We start from the raw sequence: 24483 nt of genomic DNA, 5'->3' as shown, positions 1-24483 counted from the left end.
AGACGATGGCTATATATACAGAAGAAGAAGCAAAAAAAATATTGGAAAAGGCATTGAGCTTTTCCAAGGCCGATGCCTGTGAAATCAACCTTAGTGGCAGCAATAGTGGTAACATCAGATATGCCCGAAATACGGTATCCACCGCAGGGTACCAATCCAGTCAGAGTTTGGTGGTACAATCCAGTTTTGGAAAAAAGGTAGGTACCGCAACTATTGATGAGTTCGATGATGCCTCTTTGGAAAAAGTGGTTCGAAGGGCTGAGGAATTGGCGAATCTGTCACCTGAAAATCCAGAGTTTATGGCACCTTTGGGCCCTCAGGTGTACGATGAATCCATAACCTACGTGGAGGCCACCGCAAACACTACGCCTGAATTTAGGGCTGAAGTGGCTAGTAAAAGCATTGTTCCGGCTGCAGCCAAAGATGTGACCGCCGCAGGATTTTTGAACGATGGTGCCCGTTTTTCGGCCATGATCAATTCCAATGGTCTGTTTGCCTATAACAAATCCACCAATATGGATTTTACAGTGACCATGCGTACCAATGATGGTACTGGTTCGGGATGGGTGACCAGGGATTATAACGACATTACCAAATTTGACGCAGCAGAAGCATCCCAAGTAGCAATTGACAAGGCAGTGATGTCCCGAGAGGCCAAAGCAATCGAACCAGGAAAATACACAGTGATCTTGGAGCCGGCCGCAGCATCGGATTTGTTGAGGAATATGATATTTTCCTTTAATGCGAGGTCTGCTGATGAGGGACGTAGCTTTATGTCCGCTCCTGATGGTGGAAATAAATTGGGCCAAAAAATTGTGGATGAACGCGTCAACCTTTGGTCCGATCCTTTAAATCCTGATGTGCCTACCGCTACTTGGAATGGGGAGGGCATGCCCTTGAAAAAGACGAAGTGGATTGAAAATGGTGTGGTCAAAAACCTCGCCTATGATCGCTATTGGGCGGAACAAAAAGGAGTAGATCCCGTTCCATTCCCAAGTAATGGTATTATGGAAGGAGGCGATGAAAGTTTGGAGGATATGATCAAAGGAACCAAAAAAGGGATTTTGGTGACCCGTTTTTGGTACATCCGCAGTGTGGATCCCCAAACTTTGCTCTACACCGGATTGACCCGTGACGGAACGTTCTATATTGAAAACGGTAGGATCAAACATCCTATTAAAAACTTCAGGTTCAACGAAAGTCCCATCATCATGCTCAACAACCTTGAGTCGTTAGGAAAGCAAGTCCGTGTAGACGGTAACCTGATTCCTTACATGAAGATTCGTGACTTTACGTTCACCAGTCTTTCGGACGCCGTATAGAAATCTTGACAAAAACAAACTGGTGGTTAAGGGAGTTCCGTAACCGCCAGTTTTTATTTTGATAATGGTTTAGCCTACAACCTTTATGGCTTTGGACAACGAATTCTTTTTCACCCGTTTACAATACGAATCCGGCGATTGGGACGTGGATCAACGTATGCCCTCCAATCTGCTGAACTCGTTGGTCGAGTACACGACCTTAAAAGTGGACACCCAAGAAAAGATCATCACTTTGGCGAGCGACGATATTTTCAAAAGTCCTTTTTGCTATATCTCGGGGCATAAGTTGGTCCAGTTCACCAAAAAGGAAAGGGAAAACTTTGAAAAATACGTCCGCAACGGTGGATTTGTTTTTGCCGATGATTGCAACCACGACATTGATGGTCTTTTTGCCAAATCCTTTGAACGGCAGATGGAAGAGATCTTTGGTCCGGGGCAGCTTCAGAAAATCCCCAACGATCACGAAATCTATTCCATTTTTTTTGAATTTGAGGACGGTCCGCCCACTACGTCCCAAGAACTGAACGGTTGGGGGGATGACTTGGTGCACGACTATCTCAAGGCCATCATGATCAACGGACGGATCGGGGTGCTCTATAGCAACAAGGATTACGGTTGCGAATGGGATTACGATTTTAGGAACAAACGATGGTATAAAATTGACAATACCCGTTTTGGGGTGAATATTGTCCTTTATGCCCTAACCTCTTAACGATACTAACTTGGATAAAGAACTACAACAAATTGCGAGCGAAGTAGAGGGACTCTCGGATAAACTCAAGGCGCTCAAAAAAGAAATAGGCAAGGTAATCATCGGGCAGGAAGAAACTGTGTCCCAATTGCTCATTACCTTTTTGGCAGGCGGTCATGCCCTTTTGGAAGGCGTACCCGGACTTGCCAAGACCTTGATGATCCGCACCCTCGCGAATGCCATCGATTTAAAATTCAAAAGGATACAGTTTACGCCCGATTTGATGCCTTCTGATATTATCGGTACCGAAATATTGGAAGAGGACCATACCACGGGTAAAAAATTCTTCAAGTTCAACAAAGGGCCTATTTTTTCCAATATCATTTTGGCGGATGAGATCAACAGGACCCCGCCTAAGACGCAAGCGGCCCTCTTGGAGGCCATGCAGGAATTTGAAGTAACCTATGGGGACAAGACCTATCCTTTGGATAGACCCTTTTTCATTTTGGCCACCCAAAACCCGATTGAACAATCCGGAACTTTTGTGTTGCCCGAAGCGCAACAAGATCGATTCCTGCTGTACATCAAAATTGGGTATCCAACAGACAAAGATGAAACAGCCATTTTAAAAGCAACTACAGGAACCAAAAAGGCCCAATTGAACAAGGTGATCGATGGTGATGATATTGTGCGATTGCAACAACTGGTTCGTGAGGTTTCCATCAGCGATGGACTTATCCAATATGTGAGTGACGTGATTCGTGCCACAAGACCCGATACCACTGCTGTGGAATATGTGAAACAATGGGTGGATTGGGGAGCGGGTCCCCGTGCCGGGCAGGCCATGATCTTAACGGCCAAGGCCAATGCCCTTTTGGAAGGACGTTTGGCAGTTTCTTTGGATGACCTTAAAACGGTTGCCTTGCCCGTGTTACGCCATCGGGTTTTGGTGAATTTTAGGGCTGAGGCCGAAGACATCACTTCAGATGCGGTGACCCAACAAATCTTGGATGCCATCAAATTAAAGGATGGGAAATAAAGTTTTCTAAGTTGAAAGTTTAAAAAAATAATGAAGAGCCTAACTAAAATATTACTAAGCATACCTTCTATTATTGGACTTGTTTATATATGGACTTTCATCAACCCCAAATCGATTGCTTGGTTTTCAAAAAACATTGTATCATATGAATTCCAAAGTCCAATTGTAAATAGTTTGGTTTTATTCCAACTTGGCTATTTGATATTTAGACTATGGAGTTATAAAAACATTGAAAAGGAATTAAAATCAGAATGGACCTTCTTGTTGATTTTCTTTAATGTCGTTACCTGTCTAATTTATATTTGGAAGAAGGACGATCATTTTGAATTAATGAATCAAAAATTATCAAGTTGAGTAATCAAACAGGGATAAGTTAAAACAAAGGATAAATAATGGCCACAACGGACTACCACGATCTATTAAAGCCAGAGATCATCAATACGGTGTCGGGACTTTCCCTGATTTCCCGTATTGTGGTGGAAGGCTATTTGTCCGGGCTGCACCGGAGCAAGAGCGTGGGACCTGGTATGGAGTTTAGTCAATACCGTGGTTACGAACCCGGTGACGACCTTAGGTTGCTGGATTGGAAGATGTTGGCACGTTCGGGAAGGTATTACATCAAGCAGTCCGAAGTGGAAAGTCAGGTAGTGGTCAAATTCATTGTGGATGCCAGTGCCTCCATGGAACATACTGAAAATGGGGTCTCTAAGCTAGAATTCGCTAGGATTTTGGTAGCGTGTTTGTCGCATTTGGCCCAAAAGCAAGGAGATGCCGTTGGTTTGTTTGCCTTGAACCAAGATGACTTTGTAAGCATCTATCCCAAGGCAGACCAAAAACATTACAACCGAATGTTGTTGGAACTCCTACAGATTTCTTCCAAAGGAAAATGGCCAGAACTTTCCGTGGCGGCAAAACGGATACACAATAGGGGCACCAAGGAATTGGTTTTCTTCTTGACCGATATGTACGAGGAAACCACGGAACTTTCAGATTTTGTAAAAAGCTTGAAAACGGCAAACAACGAGGTGGTGGTCATCCAGATCATGGCAGGCAACGAAATGGATTTTGATTTTAAAAAGTCCGTCACTTTTGAAGATTTGGAAAGCGGGACCAAGGTCAAGGTAGATGTCAATAAGGCCAAAGCAGCTTATTTGAAGGCATTGGAAGATAAAATTGCCAGAACCAAGGAAAGATTGCTTTCCCAAGGCATTAGCCATTATGTATTTCGCATGGATGCCCATTTGGGTGACGCCCTGCAATTATTTTTAAAAGAACGTATACGACTCAATTAATGGTTTATACCCATCCGACATATTTATGGGCATTGCTGGGACTTTTAGTTCCCCTGGCCATTCATTTGTGGAGTAAAAAGGAGGCCAAGACCATTAAAATTGGGAGTGTTCAATTGTTGGACGAATCCAATTCCAGGCAATCCAGTAGCATTCAACTGAACGAATGGTTGTTATTGTTGCTTCGGATGTTGATTGTGGGATTAGTGGTGTTGTTGATGGCCGGTCCACAATGGCGCATCAAACCCAATAAAAAACAGATTACGTATTTAGTAGAGCCTTCTTTGGCCCATCATTCCTCGTTGGTGGGGTTGTTGGATAGTCTTGGGGAATCCTCACGGGTATTGCTCCTAAAACAAGGGTTTCCAGAATGGGAAACCGATATGGAGTTACCATCGGAACCTATGGTTCCATCATACTGGCAGTTGGTGCAGCGAATGGATTCTTTGGCCTCGGATAGCATTGTGGTATTCACCAGGGCCTACGCGGAAGGGATCAAATCCAGGAGACCCAAAACCCATAAAAAGATTCATTGGGTGGTGATGGAGTCGGACACGCTTGCAGGAAAGCCATTCTTGGCCTATCAAAGAGAAAAAGAGATGGAACTGGTTTCATTGCAGGGGAATGGACAAACCACCTATTTCAAAAAACAAACACTATCTGATGGATTTAGCGTGCAGGAGGATAGTTTGAAATTGGAGGTCGATGGGAATATACAAACCATACCCGTGTTGGATTTGGATACGGTATATGTCAACATCATGGCGGATACGGAATTCGAAACGGATCGGCAATATCTGGAGGCTTCCTTTCGTGCGCTTTCCAAGTTTTTGGATCGAAAAATCCAGGTCCAAAGCGTTGATGCTGATGTTGAAAATGAAGTCGGATTGAACATTTGGCTTCGCAAGGAGAATTGGGAGCCCAAACAGGGTAAATGGTTGATATTCAAAGAAGATATATTGTCCAACAAATTGATTAAGGAAAGCGAGCAACAGAATGTCTATTGGCTCACTTCAAAATTGAACACAGAGAATACCACCGAACAGCATTTTACGGAACAATTGCTACGCCTTTTGGATTTGGATGCGGCCGTAACACCATCGGTAACCCAATATGATCAGCGCCAAATGGACGTTGCCGAACTAAAGCCCAACTATGTCGGTGAACCCAAGAAAAAGGAACGGGCAACCTTGTTGGATGTATCCCAATGGGTGTTTTGGATACTGGTACTTTTAATGATCGCGGAACGTGTAACCGCTTATGTAAAAAGACAATGATGGGGGATAAGCGATTGAACGACTTTAAAAGGCGATGGCAGCAAATGCAATACACGGAATGTGCTCTGTACGCTGTTGGCGTTGCCGGTCTTTTCTATTTGGCGAGCCAAAGTTTCTACCTTGGGTTCTTAGGTTTTGTAGTGGGCATGGCGGTAGCTTTATTACTTTTCAAGCCTTGGAAATTATCTGCGGAGCAAACGGTTGCCTACGTGGATGCCCATGTGCCCGAAGCTGGTTATAGCAGTGGTCTGTTGATGCTACCGCAATCGGAACTTTCCAACCTTTCCAAGTTGCAACGCTATCGTGTGGAAACACAATTGGATGCGGTCCTAACCAAATTGAAACCTCCGCATCAGTTACCCATGGCGGCCATGGCGATGTTCGGGTTGATCATGATCGGACTGGCCATCCAGTTTATGCTGAAGGAATTTCAGCAAAATCCAAAAACACCTTCAACCCCTCAAAACATACAATTTGCTCCTTTGGATTCCGTGGAAACCAATACAGCAATTCCAAAACTTAGCTCGACCAAGATTATCATCAATCAACCTGATTACACCGGCATTGCCATCATAAGTACGGAGAACCCGAATATTAGCGCCGTAACTGGTACTGTGATTTCGTGGCAATTGGAATTTGACGGGGAAGTTTCCAATGTTCAAATGGACCGTATGGGGGAATTATTTTCCCTGACCAAAAGGAATGGAGGTTTTATCCTCTCCCAAACATTGGAAGCTTCCGGGTTTTATAGTTTTTCTTTTGAGGGTGCAAACGGCAACAAATTTGTGACCGATCTATATTCCATGGAAGCCATTGAAGATCAAGCTCCCTTGGTTGAAATTGACGGATTGGACCAATACAGCTATTTTGAATACAACGAGGTCAAGCAATTGCCTCTGAACACTAAGGTTTCGGACGATTTTGGAATCAATGGTGCCTACATTGTAGCCACAGTGAGCAAGGGTTCAGGGGAATCGGTCAAGTTTCGTGAGGAGACCATTCGTTTTGACGGTACACTTTCCAAAGGAAAAAAACAACTGCAACTGAAAAAGCTACTGGATCTAGACAAACTGAAAATGGACCCGGGGGATGAGCTTTATTTTTATGTGGAGGCCTTGGACAATAAAATTCCATCTCCTAACATTTCGCGAAGTGAGACCTATTTTGCTGTTATTCGCGATACCATTACCGATGATTTTGCCGTGGAAAGCACCTTGGGTGTGGACCAAATGCCGGACTATTTTAGAAGTCAGCGACAGTTGATCATCGATACCGAAAAATTGATCAAGGACAAACCGAATCTCCCCGAAAAGGATTTTAAGTTCAAGAGCAATGAACTGGGCTTTGACCAGAAGTCCCTAAGGTTAAAATACGGTCAGTTCATGGGCGATGAAACCGAATTACAGGCGGCCCCTGGTCAGGTGAGCTCCGTTGAAAGCGAACACGAGGGAGAGGAAGGAGAAGAGAAAGACCTTCTGGATGCCTATAGCCATAAACACGATAGTGACAACGAACACAATCTGGTCGAAGAACATGAAGGGCATAATGAAGAAGGAGGAGAAGAAGAGGAAGATCCTTTGCACGATTACCTCCACAATCATGACGATCCTGAGGAATCTACCCTTTTTGAAAAATCGTTGAAAGCCAAGCTTCGGGATGCCCTGAGCATTATGTGGGATGCGGAACTCTACCTAAGATTATACCAACCTGAAAAATCGTTGCCGTATCAGTACAAGGCCTTAAAGATCATTCAAGAAATCAAGAACAGTGCCCGTATCTATGTGCACCGCATCGGCTTTGACCCACCTCCCATCAAGGAAGAAAAAAGATTGACCGGTAACATTGAGACCATCACCAATTTTGACAAAAAACAAGAGTTTGATCATCAGATGTCCTTTGCTTCTTCCCGTAAAACAGTATCAAGATTGGAACAACTGATCCAAGGGTCCAATTTTACGGAAATGGATCGAGTACTTTTTCAAGATGCAGGTAACGAACTGGCCAAAAAGGCGGTGGAAGAGCCTCTAAAATATCTGAAAGTGCTCCAAGGGTTAAGGGATTTGGATAAGTCCGTCAATAGAACAAGGGAGAATTATACCCAGGTACAAAAAGGATTGCTTTCAGTGCTGCCACAGGTTGAAAACAACCCGGGAAAGATGGAGCAATATGACGATGAGATCAATAGGTTATTCATAAATGAATTGGGCAAAAATGACTGATGGGCCGACCTTGTTGAACCCAAAATTGCTATGGCCAGTACTATTGGGCTGTGCGTTGTTATGGACCATTTTTATTTGGAAGGAATGGTCGCAACGCAGGGAAATAAGGTTTTGGGTAAAAATAATGACATCCTTTACCGGGTTGTCCTGTTTGGGGTTGATGATGTTAAAGCCAGCACTTCCAATGGAGCAAGCCAAAGGCAGGGGAATCGTGTTGACAGAAGGATTCCGATCAGCGCAGTTGGACAGTTTGAGATCCAAATATAAAGGCATTCCTGTGGAACGATATGCTCCGGGAGAAATCTTGAAGGTAACAGATAAAGCCGATTCCCTGTTTCTTTTGGGGAATGGGTTAAGACCCTTCGATTTTTGGCAAATGCAGGATAGGGCGATAACATTTTTAGGAGCAGGTGAAACTTCAGGTTGGTCCGTGATCCGGCATGAAAAACAAATTAATTTGGGTGAGGCGTTACATGTTCGGGCCGAATATATGCAACCGGAAAAAGACCATTGGGCAATACTGCTTGACAACGCGGGGAATCCTTTGGATTCCATACTTTTTGAAGAAACAGAGAGTCAAGAATTGGAGTTTACGGCCAGCCCCAAAGCCAGTGGAAGATTTGTTTATGCCTTGGTGGAAAAGGATCAGGACGGCACAATAGCTTCTGAGGAGCCCTTGCCCATAATCGTGGAGAATATGAGGCCTTTAAAAGTATTGATGGTCAATGACTTTCCTGCTTTTGAAACCAAATACCTCAAAAATTTTCTGGCAGAAATGGGGCATGAGGTTTCGGTGCGATCACAACTCACCAGGAACAAGTACAAGTTTGAATATTTCAACACCGCTTCCAAGCCTGTTTATCAGTTCACCCAAAAGGATTTAGAGGATGTTGACCTGCTCATTATCGATGCTGATTCGTATGCGGATTTAAGCGCCTCTTCACGAACGGCACTCGAAAAAAGTGTTGAGGTGGATGGGTTGGGGCTTTTTGTACAGCCCAATACCTCTCTTTTCAAGAATTCAAAGAACTCTTTTTTGAAGTTCAATGTGGATTATCCGGAGAAAGTAAGTTTTAGTGGGTCCTCCCGTACATTGGAAAAATACCCATATATGTTCAGGGAAGATTTTCCTGTCCAATCCATTTTAATGGATTCTGTGACGATAGCTTCTTATTTGGTAAGGGGAAAGGGCAAGATGGCCAGCTCGGTCTTGAGAAACAGTTATCAACTCATTTTGGAAGGAGACCAAGGATTGTATGCCAGATTATGGACCAAAATTTTGGACAGGATTGTCCGGAAAAGTGAAAAACTTGCCGAATGGGAGTCCTTGACTGAAATCCCACATATTGACGAACCTCTTCAATTTTATGTAAGGACCCGTTTGGAAACACCACAAGCGCAGACAGAAGGAGCCTTGATTCCTCTACAACAGGATTTGCAAGTTTCTTCCTATTGGCAAGGCACTACATATCCAAGGAAACCAGGTTGGAACCAATTGGAAATCCAAAAAGACTCCATTGCTACGTTTCCATATTATGTCTTTAGTGGAGATGAACGTAAAACGGTTTCCCAGAGACAAAGGATGATGGCCAATACTAAGGAATTTGGAATCAATGAAAATGGGTTGGAACAAGACATTGCACTTACCAAAATCCTTCAACCCATTGCACCTGTTTGGTTTTATGCTCTGTTCCTATTATGTATGGGTTGGCTTTGGTTGGAACCTAAATTATCCGGCCAATAGATTACTTCATATAGGGATTTTACAATGATCCAACGCCCACTTTTCTTCAGAAAAGCCTCTCCACAAAACACTTCATAAAAAAGAATAAATTAAAGGTTAGCAGAAGTTTATCTTAATTCTTTTCGGGTCTATTTTTACATATTCAGAATTATTTGAATATATTAGATGGATTTTTCAAAATTTTAGCGCTTATTTTATCTATTTCACAATAGAAAACGACCTCATGCTTTTGGGTGCATTTTTTGATAAATGAAAAAACCAATTAACGAGACCATAAAACAAATCTTTTTACTACACTATCAGGAATGGTGCTTTCTTTCGTTTGCCTACCTTCATGACATGCAAGCTGCGGAGGATGTGGTCCAAGATGTAATGGTAAAAATGCTAACTCGAAAAGAGGTATATAAGATTGAAGGACTTTCCAATTACATTAAGGTTGCAGTAAAGAATGCAAGTTTACAAAAGATAAAACAGGATCAAAAAGTCCATAAGTTGGATGAGACCATTTCATTGTTGGATACATCCTATGAGCAAGAATTGATCTATCAAGAGGAAAAGGCAAAGGTTCAAATGGCCCTAAATGTTCTGCCCGAGCAAAGTAAACGAGTATTTGAATTGTGCATCATTGAAGGATTACAGTACCAAAACACGGCGGACATTATGGGAATTTCAACCAATACAGTCAAGTACCACCTTAAAAAAGCATTCAAAATTCTCCGTCACACCTTAAGTGGATTTCATTTTTTTAGCTTAATTATTGCCGTTGTTGCTTTTTTAAGTGTTAAAAATTGAAATTTTAACAAATAACCACTACCCGTTTTTCTGTTTTCATAATTCTATAGGTAAAGGGTGCTAGGCACCGGTAAGCAGAATACTTATGGAAATTGCCTTTTTGGTGCATAAAAATCTGACCTCCACATTGAGCCATTCGGAAAAATCCGAGTTAGAGCGATGGCTGTCGGAATCTGAAGAAAATCAATTCCTGTTTCAAAGCATTGAAAATTTTCATAACAATGGCGGTGATATTTCCGCATTGACAGAATTGAATGCCGAGGATGCTTGGAAAAAAGTAATGCTTAGGTATACCTCCAACAAGAAAGTAAATAAGCATGGAATGCTGCAGGGCACTTATAAATATGCAGCCATTTTGATAATAGCACTGGCTGCTGGGTACTTCTATTGGAGCGTCAATTTCAAAAGTGGAAAGGTTGTAGAGGAAATGGTTCAATCGCAGCAGGGAATTGTGTTGGTACTTGACAATGGTGAAAAAATTGAGTTTTCATCTTCTGACCAACAAGAACTTGTGGACAAGCAAGGAAATAAACTGGGACAAAGAAGTGGCCGCCAATTGAACTATACCCATAATGAAACCATGGATGAACTGGTGTACAATACCTTGACGATTCCCAACGGCCAGCGTTTCGATATCATACTTTCCGATAATTCCCATGTTTACTTAAACGCAGGCTCATCATTGCGATACCCGGTAACTTTCCTTCCTGGAAAAAAGAGACAGGTCTATTTGCAGGGCGAGGCATTCTTTGAGGTTTCTAAGGACAAAGACCATCCCTTTGTGGTGACCAGTGATAATATGGATGTAGAGGTATTGGGAACCAAGTTCAATGTTTCTGCCTATCCGGAGGAAGAAGATATCAGCACGGTCTTGGTGGAAGGTTCGGTAAAAGTGAATGCCAACCAGAGCATTGATTTGGACCAAGATCATTCTCTACTGTTAATACCAGGGCACATGGCCCAGTGGGACAAGAAATCCAAATCTGCACAGATGGAAAAGGTGGATACGGACCAATATACCAGTTGGATGCAGGGCAAATTGGTGTTGAGGGGAATGAAGTTCAGGGAAATCATCAAAAAACTGGAAAGACATTATGGAGTTATCATCGATAACAAAAATGAATCGCTGAACAATAGAACGTTCACCGCAACATTTGATGTGGAATCCATGGAAGAGGTGCTGAATACTTTTGTATCGGAAACCAAATTCGAATATAGAATAGAAGGAAAGCAAATAACCATATTAAATAACCAAAACCAGGAGTCGCCTATGAAATAAATGCACATAAAAAAATCGGGAAATGCTGCAACATCTTCCCGATTGAGATTATCAACTTAAAAAATAAGTTAACTAAAAACATTACAAAGGTATGAAAAATTACATCAAGCGCACTTTGCCTTGTTTAACTAACAACCTGTCGTTAACCGTGAAACTGACCGTTTTTCTTTTTATAGTTTCATTTTTCTCGACACATGCCAATTCCTATTCACAGAAAACCAGACTAACGTTGGCCATGGACAATGTGGAGATTGAGCAAGTGTTCGAGCAGATTGAATCTGTGTCGGAATTCAAGTTTTTTTACGACAACAAAAAAATCGACACCCACCGCAAGGTTACGGTGTCGGCAGATCAACAATTGATCACTGAAATTTTAGATCAGTTGTTCCAGGGAACCAACATTCTTTACATTTTCAACAAACAACAAATTGTATTGAAACTTAGGCCTAATGTTTTGGAGGCTCCTAACTCCAAATCGGGTCGTGCTGAAACCGCCCCGGTGCAAAACACGGTTTCGGGAAAAGTAACGGATGCCACTGGGGCACCCATTCCCGGTGCGTCCGTAATTGAAAAAGGCACTACTAATGGTGTGGCCGCAGATTTTGACGGACTTTACCAGATCACGGTCCAAAACCCCAACGCTATTTTGGTGGTAAGTTCCATCGGGTTTGCCAAGAAAGAGGTTCCCGTTGGTGGTGCATCCGTTGTTAACGTGGTGCTTCAGGAAGATACCCAGAACTTGAACGAGGTTGTGGTAACTGCCTTGGGAATAAAGCAAGAAACCAAAAAATTGGGCTATTCCGTGGCCCAGGTGGATGCGGATGAGGTGAACGTCAACCGTTCTTCAAACTTCATGAATACCCTTCAAGGCAAGGTGGCCGGGGTCAATATTTCGTCCCTCAGCACGGGCCCAGGTGGTTCTTCCAAGGTGAGGATCCGTGGACAGTCTTCCATTTCTGGGACCAATAACCCCTTGATCGTGGTAAATGGTGTTCCTATTGACAATACAACTTTTGGAACAAGTCCAGGAAGTACCAGTACTGAAGTGGGCACCAATAGTGATGGTGTATTTTCGGATGGTGGTGATGGTTTTTCCAGTATCAATCCAGATGATATTGAGAGCATGACCATTTTGAAAGGGGCTACGGGAGCCGCACTATATGGATCTAGGGCCAAGGACGGTGTAATCATGATCACCACCAAGAGCCGTGGATCAGGTGATGGATTGGGGATTACTTACAATTTAAATGTGACCAACCATACTCCTTTGGATTTTACGGATTACCAATACCAATATGGGCAAGGTGAAAATGGGGTACGACCCACTTCTGCCAACCCGACTTCAGGACAATGGTCATTTGGGGAACGCTTTGAGCCGGGTATGACTCAGATCCTGTTCAATGGGATTGAAGTTCCCTATGTACCGGTTTATGATAGGATCAAGAAATTCTACAGGAACGGTTTAGATGTGACCAACTCCATCTCTTTCGCAGGCGGAAATGAAAAAGGCGGGTTCAATGTATCGCTATCCAACTTGAAAAGTGAAGGAATTACCCCAAACAATGAATTCGCCAGGAGCACCATCAGTTTGGGAACAACATACAATTTGTCCGATGACTTGAGCTTTGAGGCGCATATCAACTATTCCAACGAGAAAAACACTAATCCTCCCAACGTTGGTCAACAGGACAATACTATTCCGGTCTCACTCTTCAACTTGGCTAATTCCATGCCATTGGACGTGTTGGAAGCCAACAAGTTTGATGAGAACGGGAACGAGTATGTGTATTCTCGGTTCAGGAACAGGACCAATCCATATTTCACACTTTCCGAGCAATTCAACAACATCAAGCGCGACCGGATTTTCGGCAATATTGCCCTTAAATACAACATACTTCCTTGGTTGAACGCGCAATTACGTGGCGGTCAGGACTATTGGTCAAGATCGCAGGATTATAACGGATTCCCAACAGGACAGGCATCAAGGGCCGCAGCACCGGAAGGTTTTGTGAATGGTACTTATACACAGGAAGCCAGAAGGTTTAGAGAGACAAATGTGGATTTCCTTATCTCGGCAAACAAGGATATTTCTGAAGATTTGTCCATTGGCTTGAATGTGGGCGGGAACAGGATGAAACGTACTTTGGATGTGAATAGGGTGGATGTTACGGATTTTGTCATCCGTGATTTGTATACGGTTCAGAATGGACGTGTGAAGGATCCTTCCTATAGTTTGTCCGAACGTGCCGTGAATTCTTTGTACGGAGCAGCGGATATTTCTTTTCAGGATACATATTTTTTGAGTGCCACGCTAAGAAATGATTGGTTTTCCACTTTGTCACCGGAGAACAGGAGCATCTTGTATCCTTCCGTAGCCGCTAGCTATATTGTTTCCAATGCATTCGCCGAACAACCGGATTGGCTTACGTTTGCCAAACTTCGCATAGCCTATGCAGAAGTGGGTAGCGATACAGATGTGCCTCCCTATTCCGATGCGTTGTTCTACGACATTAATTCCAACTTTTTTCCAAACAACAACGGTGATCCGCAACCTGTTGCAGGTGCCAATACCAGTACGTTGCCCAATCCTGATTTGAGGCCGATGCGTACCAAGGAAACCGAGATTGGTCTTGATCTTCGAATGTTCGATAACAGGGTCGGATTGGATGTCGCCGTGTATCGCAAGACCACGATAGATCAGATCATTCCCGCACAAATCTCTAATACATCTGGATTTGTGAGCACCTTGATCAATAGTGGTGAAAGTAGGAGTGATGGGGTGGAAGCCATGCTCAGTCTAAACCCGATCAGAACCAATGATTTCAGGTGGGATGTAAACGTGAATACTTCTTACAACAAGACTAAGGTGATCAGTCTGTTGACCGATACCCCTGGTGAGTCCATTTTAGTGGGTAATCACGTTTTCAATGGATTTTTGTACCAAGTCGTTGGAGAGGAAATCGGACAATTGGCCGGTTTCGGATATAAACGTGATGAACAAGGAAGGCAGATTTTTGGAGACGATGGCCGTGCCCTTCGTACCGATGAGATCCAATACTTTGGAAGTGCCCTTCCCAAGTGGATAGGAGGTATCACCAATACTTTTAAATACAAGGATTTCAATTTCTCTTTCTTGATAGATTTTAAGTTGGGCAACAAGATGATTTCGGGAACCAACTTCAACGCGGTTCGCCACGGATTGCACAAAATGACCCTTCCAGGAAGGGACACCGGTGTGATCGGTGATGGGGTAAACCAAGCGGGAGATACCAATACCGTGGCCACTGAATCGCAAAGATATTGGGAAGTCGTAAGGTCTTCACAAATCATTGAACCCATTGTATACAACGGTGGTTATTGGAAATTAAGGCAAGTGACTTTGGGTTATGATTTCAAAAAGTTCATTCCTGAGGACTCCTTCTTGAGGGGAGCTACCTTGAGCCTCGTGGCCAATAATGTGCTATTACTAAAGAAATGGGTAGACAATATTGATCCAGATTCTTTCAGTTACAGCTCGGACAACGTTTCGGGATTGGAATCTACCGGTGTACCTACAACGCGTAGCATGGGCTTTAATCTAAATCTAAAATTTTAAGAGAAGAATTATGAAAGACAATAAAAAGATCATAGCAACAATGCTTATGGTTGTGTTCCTCTTTATTGGTTGTGAGAAAGATTTCGACGAAATAAACACCAATTCAGTAGATCCTACCAGCGAAAGTGTTGACCCTGCCTTCTTGTTGAACAATGCCATCATAGGTCTGTCCTTTTCCAACGGACAGGTCATCTACGATATGGGTATCGCACAACAAATGGTTACCCCCAACTCGGGGATTTTGACCGGGGCCAACTACAATCAGGATAACCGAAGTGCAACCGAATTGCAATGGACGGATTATTACGAGAATGTGATCAAACATACAGGTGATTTGATTGCCCAATTGACAGATAAGCCGGAAAGGAGCAATCTTCTGCACATGGCCACGATTGTACAGTCCTATGCCTTCATGGTATTGACGGACACTTATGGCGATGTTCCATATTCCGAAGCAGGCAAAGGATTTTCCGACCAGATAGTATTGCCCAAGTACGATTCCCAAGAGTTTATTTATACGGATATGATCACTCAATTGAAAGCGGCCGTGGAAGGTTTTTCAGATACCGCGGAGGATGAAGATGGAGAGGTCATGTATGCTGGGGATTTGGATCAATGGAGAAAGTTGGGGTATTCCTTACTGCTTCGTATTGGCATGCGATTGGTAAAAGTGGACCCGCAATTGGCCCAAGAAACTACGGTTTATGCATTCAATGGGGGTGTTTTGGAGTCCAATGATGATAATTTTGTAGTACGCCACGATAATAACTTCAATAATCCAATTGGTAGTTATCTGAATGGTTCGGAAGCCAATAACTTTTATTTGACTGGATATTTTGTGGATTATCTATCCTCAAATTCTGATCCTAGGTTGGCTTCTATTGCGGTCCGCTATATTGGAGCGGCTTCGGGGGCGGAACAAACGGTGGATAACGCCTCTACCGATCCTACAGATCAAATCGGTATGCCGGTGGGGTATGACAACGTATCCATAAACCCTGTAGTAGCCGACCTTGGCTTGGAAAGCTTCTATGCATTTAGCCAGGTAGATAGAAGAAGAATGGTCACCATTAGCTCCCCCATGTTTCTGTTGACCTATTCGCAAACCCAACTTTTATTGGCGGAAGCTGCCGAAAGGGGATGGATCGCAGGTAATCCCCAAGATTATTTTGAAGCAGGAATCCGGGCACATATGGAGCAAATGGCTTCTTATGGTAGTGAGACTGCTATAGATGTGGCGGATATTGATTCGTATGTGGCCGCACATACTTTGGATGGCACCAATAATATTGAATTGATCAATATACAGTACTGGGTTTCTTCATTTCTCAATGGTCCGGAAGCCTATGCGAATTTCAGGAGATCCGGATTTCCGGTATTGCCTCCAAATACTTATCCTGGACAGGATATCACAGGGGATTTTATCAATAGGTTAACGTACCCCAATGCTGAAATTGCAGTCAACGGGGCCAATCTGAATGAGGCTGTTTCCCGCATGGGACCCGACAACCTCGATACCCATGTTTGGTGGGACCAACAGTAAAATCAAACTAAATTAAAATGCACATGAAATCAGTATTAAAACATATCATAGCAAAGAACAAAAAAGAAGAAAGCGATTATAAACTGGCCAGACAGGCAGAAATCGAAAACCCAAAAACCACGGATGCTAGACGTGATTTCCTTAAGAAAACAGCCTTGGGAGGTATTGCCATGACCGGCATGATGGGCTTGGGCATCGAAGACACGATTGCCCAGACCACTTCCAAAGTGAGCAGGATGTCGGCCCCCTCAGACCTTAAGATTACGGATATGCGCTATGCACTGACCAGTGTTATGGGAGGTACGGCCATTATCAAAATAGAAACCAACCAAGGCATTTATGGTTTGGGAGAGGTCAGGGATGCTGCGGATGTACGATATGCCCTTTTCCTGAAGAGCCGCATTTTAGGTGAAAACCCTTGTAATGTGGAAAAAATTTTCAAAAGCATCAAACAATTTGGAGGACCAGCCCGCCAAGCGGGAGGTGTCTGTGGTGTTGAAATGGCACTTTGGGATATTTGCGGAAAGGCCTACAATGTACCCGCTTGGCAATTGCTTGGTGGGAGGTATAGGGACAAGGTACGGATGTATGCGGATACCCCTGAAGCCAGTTCCCCGGAAGAACAGAAGCGTTTGATTGAGTACAGGACCAAGGAGCAGGGCTACACTTGGTTAAAAATGGATGTTTCCATTGGTGAATTACGGGGAAAGCCAGGAACCGTGGTCAACGGTAAATTTTGGGAAAACGATAGGGGAGTTTTGGCACAGTGGGGAGATCGCAGGAACATGATGTCCTATGGGAACACCATGCATCCTTTTACCCAAATACAGATTACCGAAAAAGGTTTGGATGAGTTGGCCCAGATTGTGGAAAATGTCCGTAATATGGTAGGGTACGAGATTCCCATTTCCACCGATCACTATGGCCACTTCGACCTGAACAATGGTATCCGATTGGCCAAGAAATTGGATAAATATCGCTTGGCTTGGTTCGAGGATATGGTGCCATGGCAATATCATGAACAATGGAAGACCATTACCCAGGCAATCGAGACACCTACCACCACAGGGGAGGACATCTATCTCTTGAATGATTTTAAACCGTTGATTGAAAACAGGTCGGTGGATATCATCCATCCTGATTTGGCTTCCTCAGGAGGTTTGCTTGAAACCAAGAGAATTGGGGATTATGCCGAGGAATATGGCATTGCGATGGCGATGCACCAAGCAGGTACCCCAGTTTCCTTCATGTCCAACGTACACTGTGCGGCAGCTACCCAAAATTTCCTCGCATTGGAACACCATTCCGTGGATTTGCCATGGTGGGAAGACCTTGTAACGACCGTGGGCGGATTCAAAATGATAGACAAGGGATTTGCCACGGTACCATTGACGGCCCCGGGACTTGGAATAGAATTGAACGAAGATGTGGTTAAGGAACACTTGCACCCATCGGATAAAAGCTTCTTCAAGTCTACCAAGGAATGGGACGAGTTAAGGTCGCATGATAGAACTTATAGTTAGTAGTGAAGCTAAGTTGTTTATAAGTTGTTTAGTTAATTAAAGATAGGCCCATGGTCAATTTTAAAGATCATGGGCTTTGATTAAAATTTTTGATGAACCAAACTAAATCCAAAAATGAAAAAAAATAAGATGAAGCACATCGCCCTGTTGGCCTGTTTTATGGCAACCTTTGGTATGAGTGCGCAGAAGGTGGGCTCCTCCCCGGAATATGTAAAAGCACTCACAGATCAATGGAAAGGAGAGCGTTTTGCCGATGGAAGGCCCAAGGTATCGGATGCTCTTTTGCAACGATTAAAAAAAATAAGGATAGAGGAAGCCTGGGGCTACCTCCGCCAAAAAGGATTCAATAACCAATACGAGGGAGGCTGGAAGATCATCCACCCTGAAGGAGTCATGACCGGACGCGTGGTGACCGCACAGTATATGCCCTTGCGCCCAGATTTGAATAAATATGTAAAGCTGCAGGGAGCCAAAGAAAAAAGGGACACCATTGGAGGAAGCAATTCTTGGCCCATAGAGATTCTGGTCAACGGAGATGTGTATGTGGCCGATGGTTATGGAAGGATCATTGATGGGACCCTCATCGGATCCAATTTGGGAAATGCCATTTATGCCAACTCCAAAAACGGAGTGGTGTTTGACGGTGGTGTTCGGGATTTGGGCGGACTTCTTGAAATAGAAGGATTTAATGGATGGTACCGTGATGAGGACCCCTCCTATCTACAGCAACAAATGCTTACCACCATAAATGCTCCCATACGTATAGGAAGGGCCACCGTGTTGCCTGGAGATGTGGTTTTGGCCAATAGGCATGGAACTATTTTCATACCCTCCCATCTTGTGCCAGAATTGGTTATTTCCTCTGAAGTGGTGGCACTGCGTGATGAGTTTGGATTCCAAAGATTACGCGAGAAAACCTATACCGCAGGTCAAATCGATACTAGATGGACACCAGAGATCAAAGCCGATTTTTTGAACTGGCTTAAAAAATATCCTGATACCAAATTACCGATGACCCGCGCCGAATTGGACGACCATCTTAAAAAGAACAATTATTGATTTGATTATGGAAAAAATAGGAATAAGTAAACAGATCATATTGTTCATTGGTGTGTGTGTCATCACATCTTGTGCCTCTTCCGCAGACCAGAAACAATTGGACAAGGAAATGGTGTTACAGACCCTTAAAAGGTTTGATGATGCTGTCATCGCACGGGACGAAGCCGCACTCAATGCCATAACGGCCACCAATCTGAGCTATGGCCATTCCAGTGGAAAAATACAGGACCAGGCAGAGTTTGTTGATGATGTGGTCAATGGATCCTTTCAGTTTATTTCCATTACCAATGATGATCAAAGTGTGAACATATCGGAAAATGTCGCCATTGTTAGGCACATACTTTCTGCCGATGCCACAAATGCAGGGCAACCGGCCAAGGTACATATCGGGATCATTATGGTGTTCCAGTTGGATGAAAATGACAAGATGGTACTACTGGCACGTCAGGCATATAGGCTTCCCAACTAAAAATCTCAAGGTTTTTGTGCGTAGTTAAATGAATTTTCAAAAACTTGAGGAATTAAAATGCAAAAAGTGACGCTGTCGGTTTTGGTAGGCTTTATGGTATTCGGATGTGCCGTGGGAACGGAAAAGGATGAATACATTGATTTGGAAACGGGAAAAGATTGGCCTGTCTACGGAGGTGATCGGAGCAACAAAAGATATTCCCCTTTAGATCAAATCAATAAAGAAAATGTCCAGAATTTGGAAGTGGCATGGGTTTATGATGCCCGTGACTATGTGAATGGAAAGGTTCCCGAAAGACCGAAGGCCATCCAGTGCCAGCCCATTGTGAAAGATGGTATTTTGTATGGCACCACCGCAGAACTCAACCTCTTTGCCTTGAACGCTGCCTCGGGGGAGGAACTTTGGAAGTTTGAACCTATAGCGGATGGTCGAAGGTACAACATCAGTGCCAACAGGGGAATCACCTATTGGGAAAAAGGCGAGGACAAACGGATTCTCTACACCTCCGGTTCCTTTCTCTATGCTGTAAATGCAAGAACAGGCAAAGCAATTGAAACATTTGGAATCCAAGGAAAGGTAGACCTTCATACAGGATTGGCAGAAGGTTTGGATGTGGACATTAGTGCTGCAGCCGTCAATGCTACTAGTCCGGGAATTGTTCACAAAGATTTGTACATCACGGGCTCCAGTGTTTCCGAAGGAGGCAATGCCGCTCCCGGAGATGTCCGTGCTTTCAACATTATCACAGGAGCGTTGGAGTGGATATTCCATACCATTCCCCGACCTGGCGAAGAAGGGTATGATACGTGGCCAAAAGAGGCTTATAAAGAACAGGGAGGGGCCAATAGCTGGGGAGGTATGTCCTTGGATGTAGATCGAGGAGTGGTCTACTTCGGAACAGGTTCGGCATCCTCGGATTTTTACGGCGGCAATAGGGAAGGAAAGAATCTTTTTGGGAACTGTGTGGTAGCGCTGCATGCGTCCACAGGAAAACTAAAATGGTATTTTCAAACGGTACAACATGACCTTTGGGACAGGGATTTGCCTTGTCCACCCAATTTGGCGACCATAACCCACAATGGCAAAAAGTTGGATGTGGTGGTGCAGGTGAGCAAGGACGGACTCATTTATGTTCTGGACAGGGATTCCGGAGCTTCGATTTTTCCGATTGAGGAACGTTCGGTTCCTACGGAAGGAGGATTGCCGGGCGAGCATCCTTATCCTGTTCAAAAATTTCCCTTGAAACCCGCACCGTTGTCGCATCAAATTTTTACGGAGGATATCATCACAGATTTGTCCCCTGAATCGCATGCCTATGTTAAGGAACTGTTCGACCAATATCGGACAGATAAAAAGTTTGCCCTGCCCAATGAAAAAGGGACCATCATGTTCGGATATAGCGGCGGGGCAGAATGGGGAGGAAATGCAACCGATTTGGATGGGGTTCTCTATCAAAACTCCAACGATGATCCTTGGCTTTTGGTCATGGAAAATGCAGAATCCAGAAAAAAGGAGATGGATAAGGTTTTAACGGGAGAGGAACATTATCAAAAAAACTGTGCCATGTGTCACGGTACGGATAGAACCGGTACTACTGAGTTTCCGAGCCTTGTGGGTATTGGCGAACGGTCCACGGAAACACAGATTTTGGAGTTGCTGAAATCGGGAACAGGAAGGATGCCTTCGTTCCAACATATTCCTGAAGAAGGAAGAAGGGCCATTGCCGCCTATATTTTGGATTTGCCCACAGGAATGCACCAAACTGTCAATCCTGAAAAAATGGCAAGTCAAGAAGGCGAGGAAGAAGAAAAGAAGTTTGGTTACGAGGCCAAGTATGTGATCAAGACATGGAAAAAACTAACGGACCAGAATGGATATCCGGCCATAAAAAGGCCTTGGGGAACCCTGAACGCAATCGATTTGAGCACAGGCGATTATTTATGGCGGGTTCCTCTCGGTGAATATCCGGAACTCACAGAAAAGGGAGTACCCATAACAGGTACAGAAAGCTACGGCGGCCCCATAGTGACATCAGGTGGATTGGTATTCATTGCCGGGACAAAAGATGAAAAAATAAGGGCCTTTGACAAAAAGACCGGAGCGGTGGTTTGGGAACATCAACTTCCAGCAGGGGGATTTGCGACACCCATCACCTACGAAGTGGATGGCAAGCAATATGTGGTGATTGCCGCAGGTGGTGGCCGGGGACAAAAACCAGGTGGGGATTATATCGCCTTTGCATTAAAGGAACAATAACAAAACTAACATTTAAAATTTTTGATTTTGAAAAAGAATACTTTACATAACATGTCCCTGGGCCTGGCGGCAGTGGCCTTGTTGATTTTTGCTTACAAGGCTATTCAAGGGAATATTTCGGATGCAGGTCCTTTTATCATTGCATTTTTTGTGCTTTTGGCCATTGGCTTTAATGGTTATAAGATGCTGAAAGGGTTTGTTTTTGCCGTACTCATTTTTGCTGGGGTGGCCCTTTCCTTGTACTGGCCCCAATATTTTGTGCAGATTTGGGACTTTAAGTTGACGGCGTTGATCATCCCATTGATCCAGATTATCATGTTCGGCATGGGAACTTCCATGAGCATCAAGGATTTCGCAGAGATCATCAAATCCCCAAAGGGTGTTTTGGTGGGGGTGACCGCACAATTGGCCATTATGCCGATAATCGGTTATGTTCTGGCCAATATCAGTGGTTTTCCCCCAGAGATCGCTGCGGGAATCGTATTGATCGGTTGTTCTCCCAGTGGTGTAGCTTCCAATGTAATGGCCTATCTGGCAAAGGCCAATCTGGCACTTTCCATTACCATCACATCCATTGCCACCTTATTGGCACCTTTTGTTACACCTTTGTTGATGAAACTGTTGGCTGGCCAATTTGTGGAGATAGAGGTATTGGCCATGATGTGGAGCATCACCAAAATGATCATCTTACCTATTGGTGCCGGATTATTGTTCAATTATTTGTTGCATGGAAAGACCAAATGGTTGGATGATGTCATGCCGTTATTATCCATGTTGGCCATAGGTTTGATCATCATCGTGATTACGGCGGCAGGCAGGGACAGTCTTCTGGATATTGGGGGAACATTGCTTATTTTGGTATTGATCCATAACCTTTTTGGCTACTTTTTGGGATATTGGTTTGCACGGGTAGTAGGTATGGGAGAGCGGGATGCGCGAACCATTTCCATTGAAGTGGGGATGCAGAATGGGGGATTGGCCTCCGGGATTGCCAATTCGCTGGGCAAGATTGCCACTATGGGACTTGCCCCTGCAGTTTTTGGACCGTTGATGAACATTACCGGATCCATTTTGGCCTCCTACTGGCACAAAAGTGCCCCCGAAAAAATAGTTTCTGAAGCAAAAAGTTAAAGAAAAGAATAGAAGAATAGATTGTTTGAGTTAGTTTAGTTTTAAAGAAGAACGTGCAGCTTTTCCAAGTGCGTTCTTCTTTTTCTCAATCAAGAAGATAGTAAGATATTTACATTACAACTAATATAAATGAACATGAAAGGGACAAAAAAAGTAATCACCTTTGGTGAAATCATGCTACGATTGGCACCACCGGGATTTTTAAGGTTTTCACAGGCGAACAGTTTTGATGTGATCTATGGCGGGGGCGAGTCCAATGTGGCCGTATCCTTGGCCAATTATGGCATCCCTGTGGATTTTGTGACCCGATTGCCAAAAAATGACCTCGGGGAATGTGCCCAGATGGAAATGCGCAAACGTGGAGTAGGCACCGATAAGATCATCTTCGGTGGTGACCGGTTGGGCATTTATTTTTTGGAGACGGGAGCCGTTTCGCGGGGAAGCAAGGTAGTATACGATCGTGCCCATTCGGCCATGGCCGAGATACAGAAGGGCATGGTGGACTGGGACAGCGTTTTTGAAGGGGCCGAATGGTTCCACTGGACAGGGATTACCCCAGCCATTTCCCAAGGTGCTGCCGATGCCTGCATCGAGGCGGCAAAGGCTGCCAAAAAACACGGACTTACCGTTTCCACGGACCTGAACTATAGGGCCAAGCTCTGGAAATACGGAGGAGACCGCGAGGCCATCATGACGGAACTGACCTCGTACTGCGATATCATTCTTGGGAACGAGGAAGATGCGGAGAAGCATTTTGGGATTAAACCCGAAGGGTTGAACATCACCACCCAGGGAGAGCATGTAAAGGCAGAGGCTTTCCTGTCCGTATGCCAGCAAATGATGAAAAAGTTCCCCAACGCAAAAAAGGTAATCACTACCTTGAGGGGGTCCCTATCGGCATCGCACAACACCTGGGCAGGGGTATTGTATGATGGAAAAAATATGTTCACTTCCCCGGAATACCAAATCACACATATTGTGGATCGCGTAGGGGGAGGAGATTCGTTTATGGGCGGATTGATCTACGGATTGCTCACATGGCCCAATGATGACCAGAAAGCGCTTAATTTTGCCGTGGCGGCTTCGTGCCTGAAGCATACGATCGTGGGCGATGCCAATTTGGTGACCGTGGAGGAGGTTGAAAAACTGATGGGAGGCGATGCTTCCGGAAGGGTAGCCAGATAAAGGTTGCTGGGTAGAAGGTGAAAGAAAAGCAAAAGGTGAAGGGTAAAAAGTAAAAAGTAAAAGGGTAAAG

At 44.2% G+C, this 24483-nt stretch carries 17 protein-coding genes; all 17 read left to right on the top strand.

The features are described from left to right. Positions 1-5: 5 nt before the first annotated feature. The 17 genes from GTK07_RS15480 to GTK07_RS15400 all read left to right on the top strand — a co-directional run bounded on the left by GTK07_RS15480 (position 6) and on the right by GTK07_RS15400 (position 24413). Positions 6-1322, top strand: coding sequence for a TldD/PmbA family protein (locus tag GTK07_RS15480; RefSeq protein ID WP_163636155.1), 1317 nt, complete (start codon positions 6-8; stop codon positions 1320-1322). Positions 1323-1413: 91 nt separating this feature from the next. Beyond that, entirely contained in the window at positions 1414-2034 is a 621-nt protein-coding gene (locus GTK07_RS15475; RefSeq protein ID WP_163636263.1) for a DUF4159 domain-containing protein, read from the top strand. Between the two features lie 10 nt (positions 2035-2044). Continuing rightward, positions 2045-3052: an AAA family ATPase gene (locus GTK07_RS15470; protein WP_163636154.1), complete on the top strand. Its 1008-nt coding sequence runs from the start codon at positions 2045-2047 to the stop codon at positions 3050-3052. A gap of 392 nt (positions 3053-3444) precedes the next feature. Next, positions 3445-4344, top strand: a complete 900-nt coding sequence (locus GTK07_RS15465) for a DUF58 domain-containing protein (protein ID WP_163636153.1) — start codon at positions 3445-3447, stop codon at positions 4342-4344. Continuing rightward, complete coding sequence (locus GTK07_RS15460; RefSeq protein ID WP_262887589.1) at positions 4344-5618, top strand: BatA domain-containing protein; 1275 nt, start codon at positions 4344-4346, stop codon at positions 5616-5618. Before GTK07_RS15465 ends, GTK07_RS15460 begins: the two co-directional genes overlap by 1 nt. Beyond that, positions 5615-7837 (top strand): tryptophan-rich sensory protein, encoded by a 2223-nt coding sequence (locus tag GTK07_RS15455; protein WP_163636151.1) that lies wholly within the window; start codon positions 5615-5617, stop codon positions 7835-7837. The genes GTK07_RS15460 and GTK07_RS15455 overlap by 4 nt, the downstream gene beginning before the upstream one ends. Continuing rightward, positions 7830-9581, top strand: coding sequence for a hypothetical protein (locus GTK07_RS15450; protein ID WP_163636150.1), 1752 nt, complete (start codon positions 7830-7832; stop codon positions 9579-9581). Before GTK07_RS15455 ends, GTK07_RS15450 begins: the two co-directional genes overlap by 8 nt. Positions 9582-9830: 249 nt before the next feature. Further along, the gene (locus GTK07_RS15445; RefSeq protein WP_163636149.1) at positions 9831-10373 is read left to right on the top strand and encodes a sigma-70 family RNA polymerase sigma factor; all 543 of its coding nucleotides are present in this window, start codon (positions 9831-9833) and stop codon (positions 10371-10373) included. Between the two features lie 85 nt (positions 10374-10458). Then, on the top strand, positions 10459-11652 hold the full coding sequence (locus GTK07_RS15440; protein WP_163636148.1) for a FecR family protein: 1194 nt from the start codon (positions 10459-10461) through the stop codon (positions 11650-11652). A 91-nt stretch (positions 11653-11743) separates the two neighbouring features. Further along, a complete protein-coding gene (locus GTK07_RS15435) occupies positions 11744-15247 on the top strand; it encodes a SusC/RagA family TonB-linked outer membrane protein (RefSeq protein ID WP_163636147.1) in 3504 nt (1167 codons plus the stop codon). 10 nt (positions 15248-15257) lie between these two features. Next, complete coding sequence (locus GTK07_RS15430) at positions 15258-16790, top strand: SusD/RagB family nutrient-binding outer membrane lipoprotein (RefSeq protein WP_163636146.1); 1533 nt, start codon at positions 15258-15260, stop codon at positions 16788-16790. Between the two features lie 23 nt (positions 16791-16813). Next, positions 16814-18313, top strand: coding sequence for a mandelate racemase/muconate lactonizing enzyme family protein (locus GTK07_RS15425; RefSeq protein WP_163636145.1), 1500 nt, complete (start codon positions 16814-16816; stop codon positions 18311-18313). Positions 18314-18427: 114 nt separating this feature from the next. Next, complete coding sequence (locus tag GTK07_RS15420; RefSeq protein ID WP_163636144.1) at positions 18428-19372, top strand: RraA family protein; 945 nt, start codon at positions 18428-18430, stop codon at positions 19370-19372. Positions 19373-19379: 7 nt separating this feature from the next. Then, the gene (locus GTK07_RS15415; protein WP_163636143.1) at positions 19380-19841 is read left to right on the top strand and encodes a nuclear transport factor 2 family protein; all 462 of its coding nucleotides are present in this window, start codon (positions 19380-19382) and stop codon (positions 19839-19841) included. Positions 19842-19898: 57 nt separating this feature from the next. Further along, positions 19899-22097 (top strand): pyrroloquinoline quinone-dependent dehydrogenase, encoded by a 2199-nt coding sequence (locus tag GTK07_RS15410; protein ID WP_163636142.1) that lies wholly within the window; start codon positions 19899-19901, stop codon positions 22095-22097. Positions 22098-22124: 27 nt separating this feature from the next. Next, positions 22125-23228: a bile acid:sodium symporter family protein gene (locus GTK07_RS15405; protein ID WP_235932890.1), complete on the top strand. Its 1104-nt coding sequence runs from the start codon at positions 22125-22127 to the stop codon at positions 23226-23228. 135 nt (positions 23229-23363) lie between these two features. Continuing rightward, positions 23364-24413: a sugar kinase gene (locus GTK07_RS15400; protein WP_163636141.1), complete on the top strand. Its 1050-nt coding sequence runs from the start codon at positions 23364-23366 to the stop codon at positions 24411-24413. The last annotated feature ends 70 nt before the right edge of the window (positions 24414-24483 follow it).

The organism is Flagellimonas sediminis (assembly GCF_010500845.1).
In the GTDB taxonomy this organism is placed as follows: Bacteria; Bacteroidota; Bacteroidia; order Flavobacteriales; family Flavobacteriaceae; genus Flagellimonas; species Flagellimonas sediminis.
The sequence above is the reverse complement of the archived record's forward strand: the minus strand, read 5'-3'. Positions and strand labels throughout refer to the sequence as shown.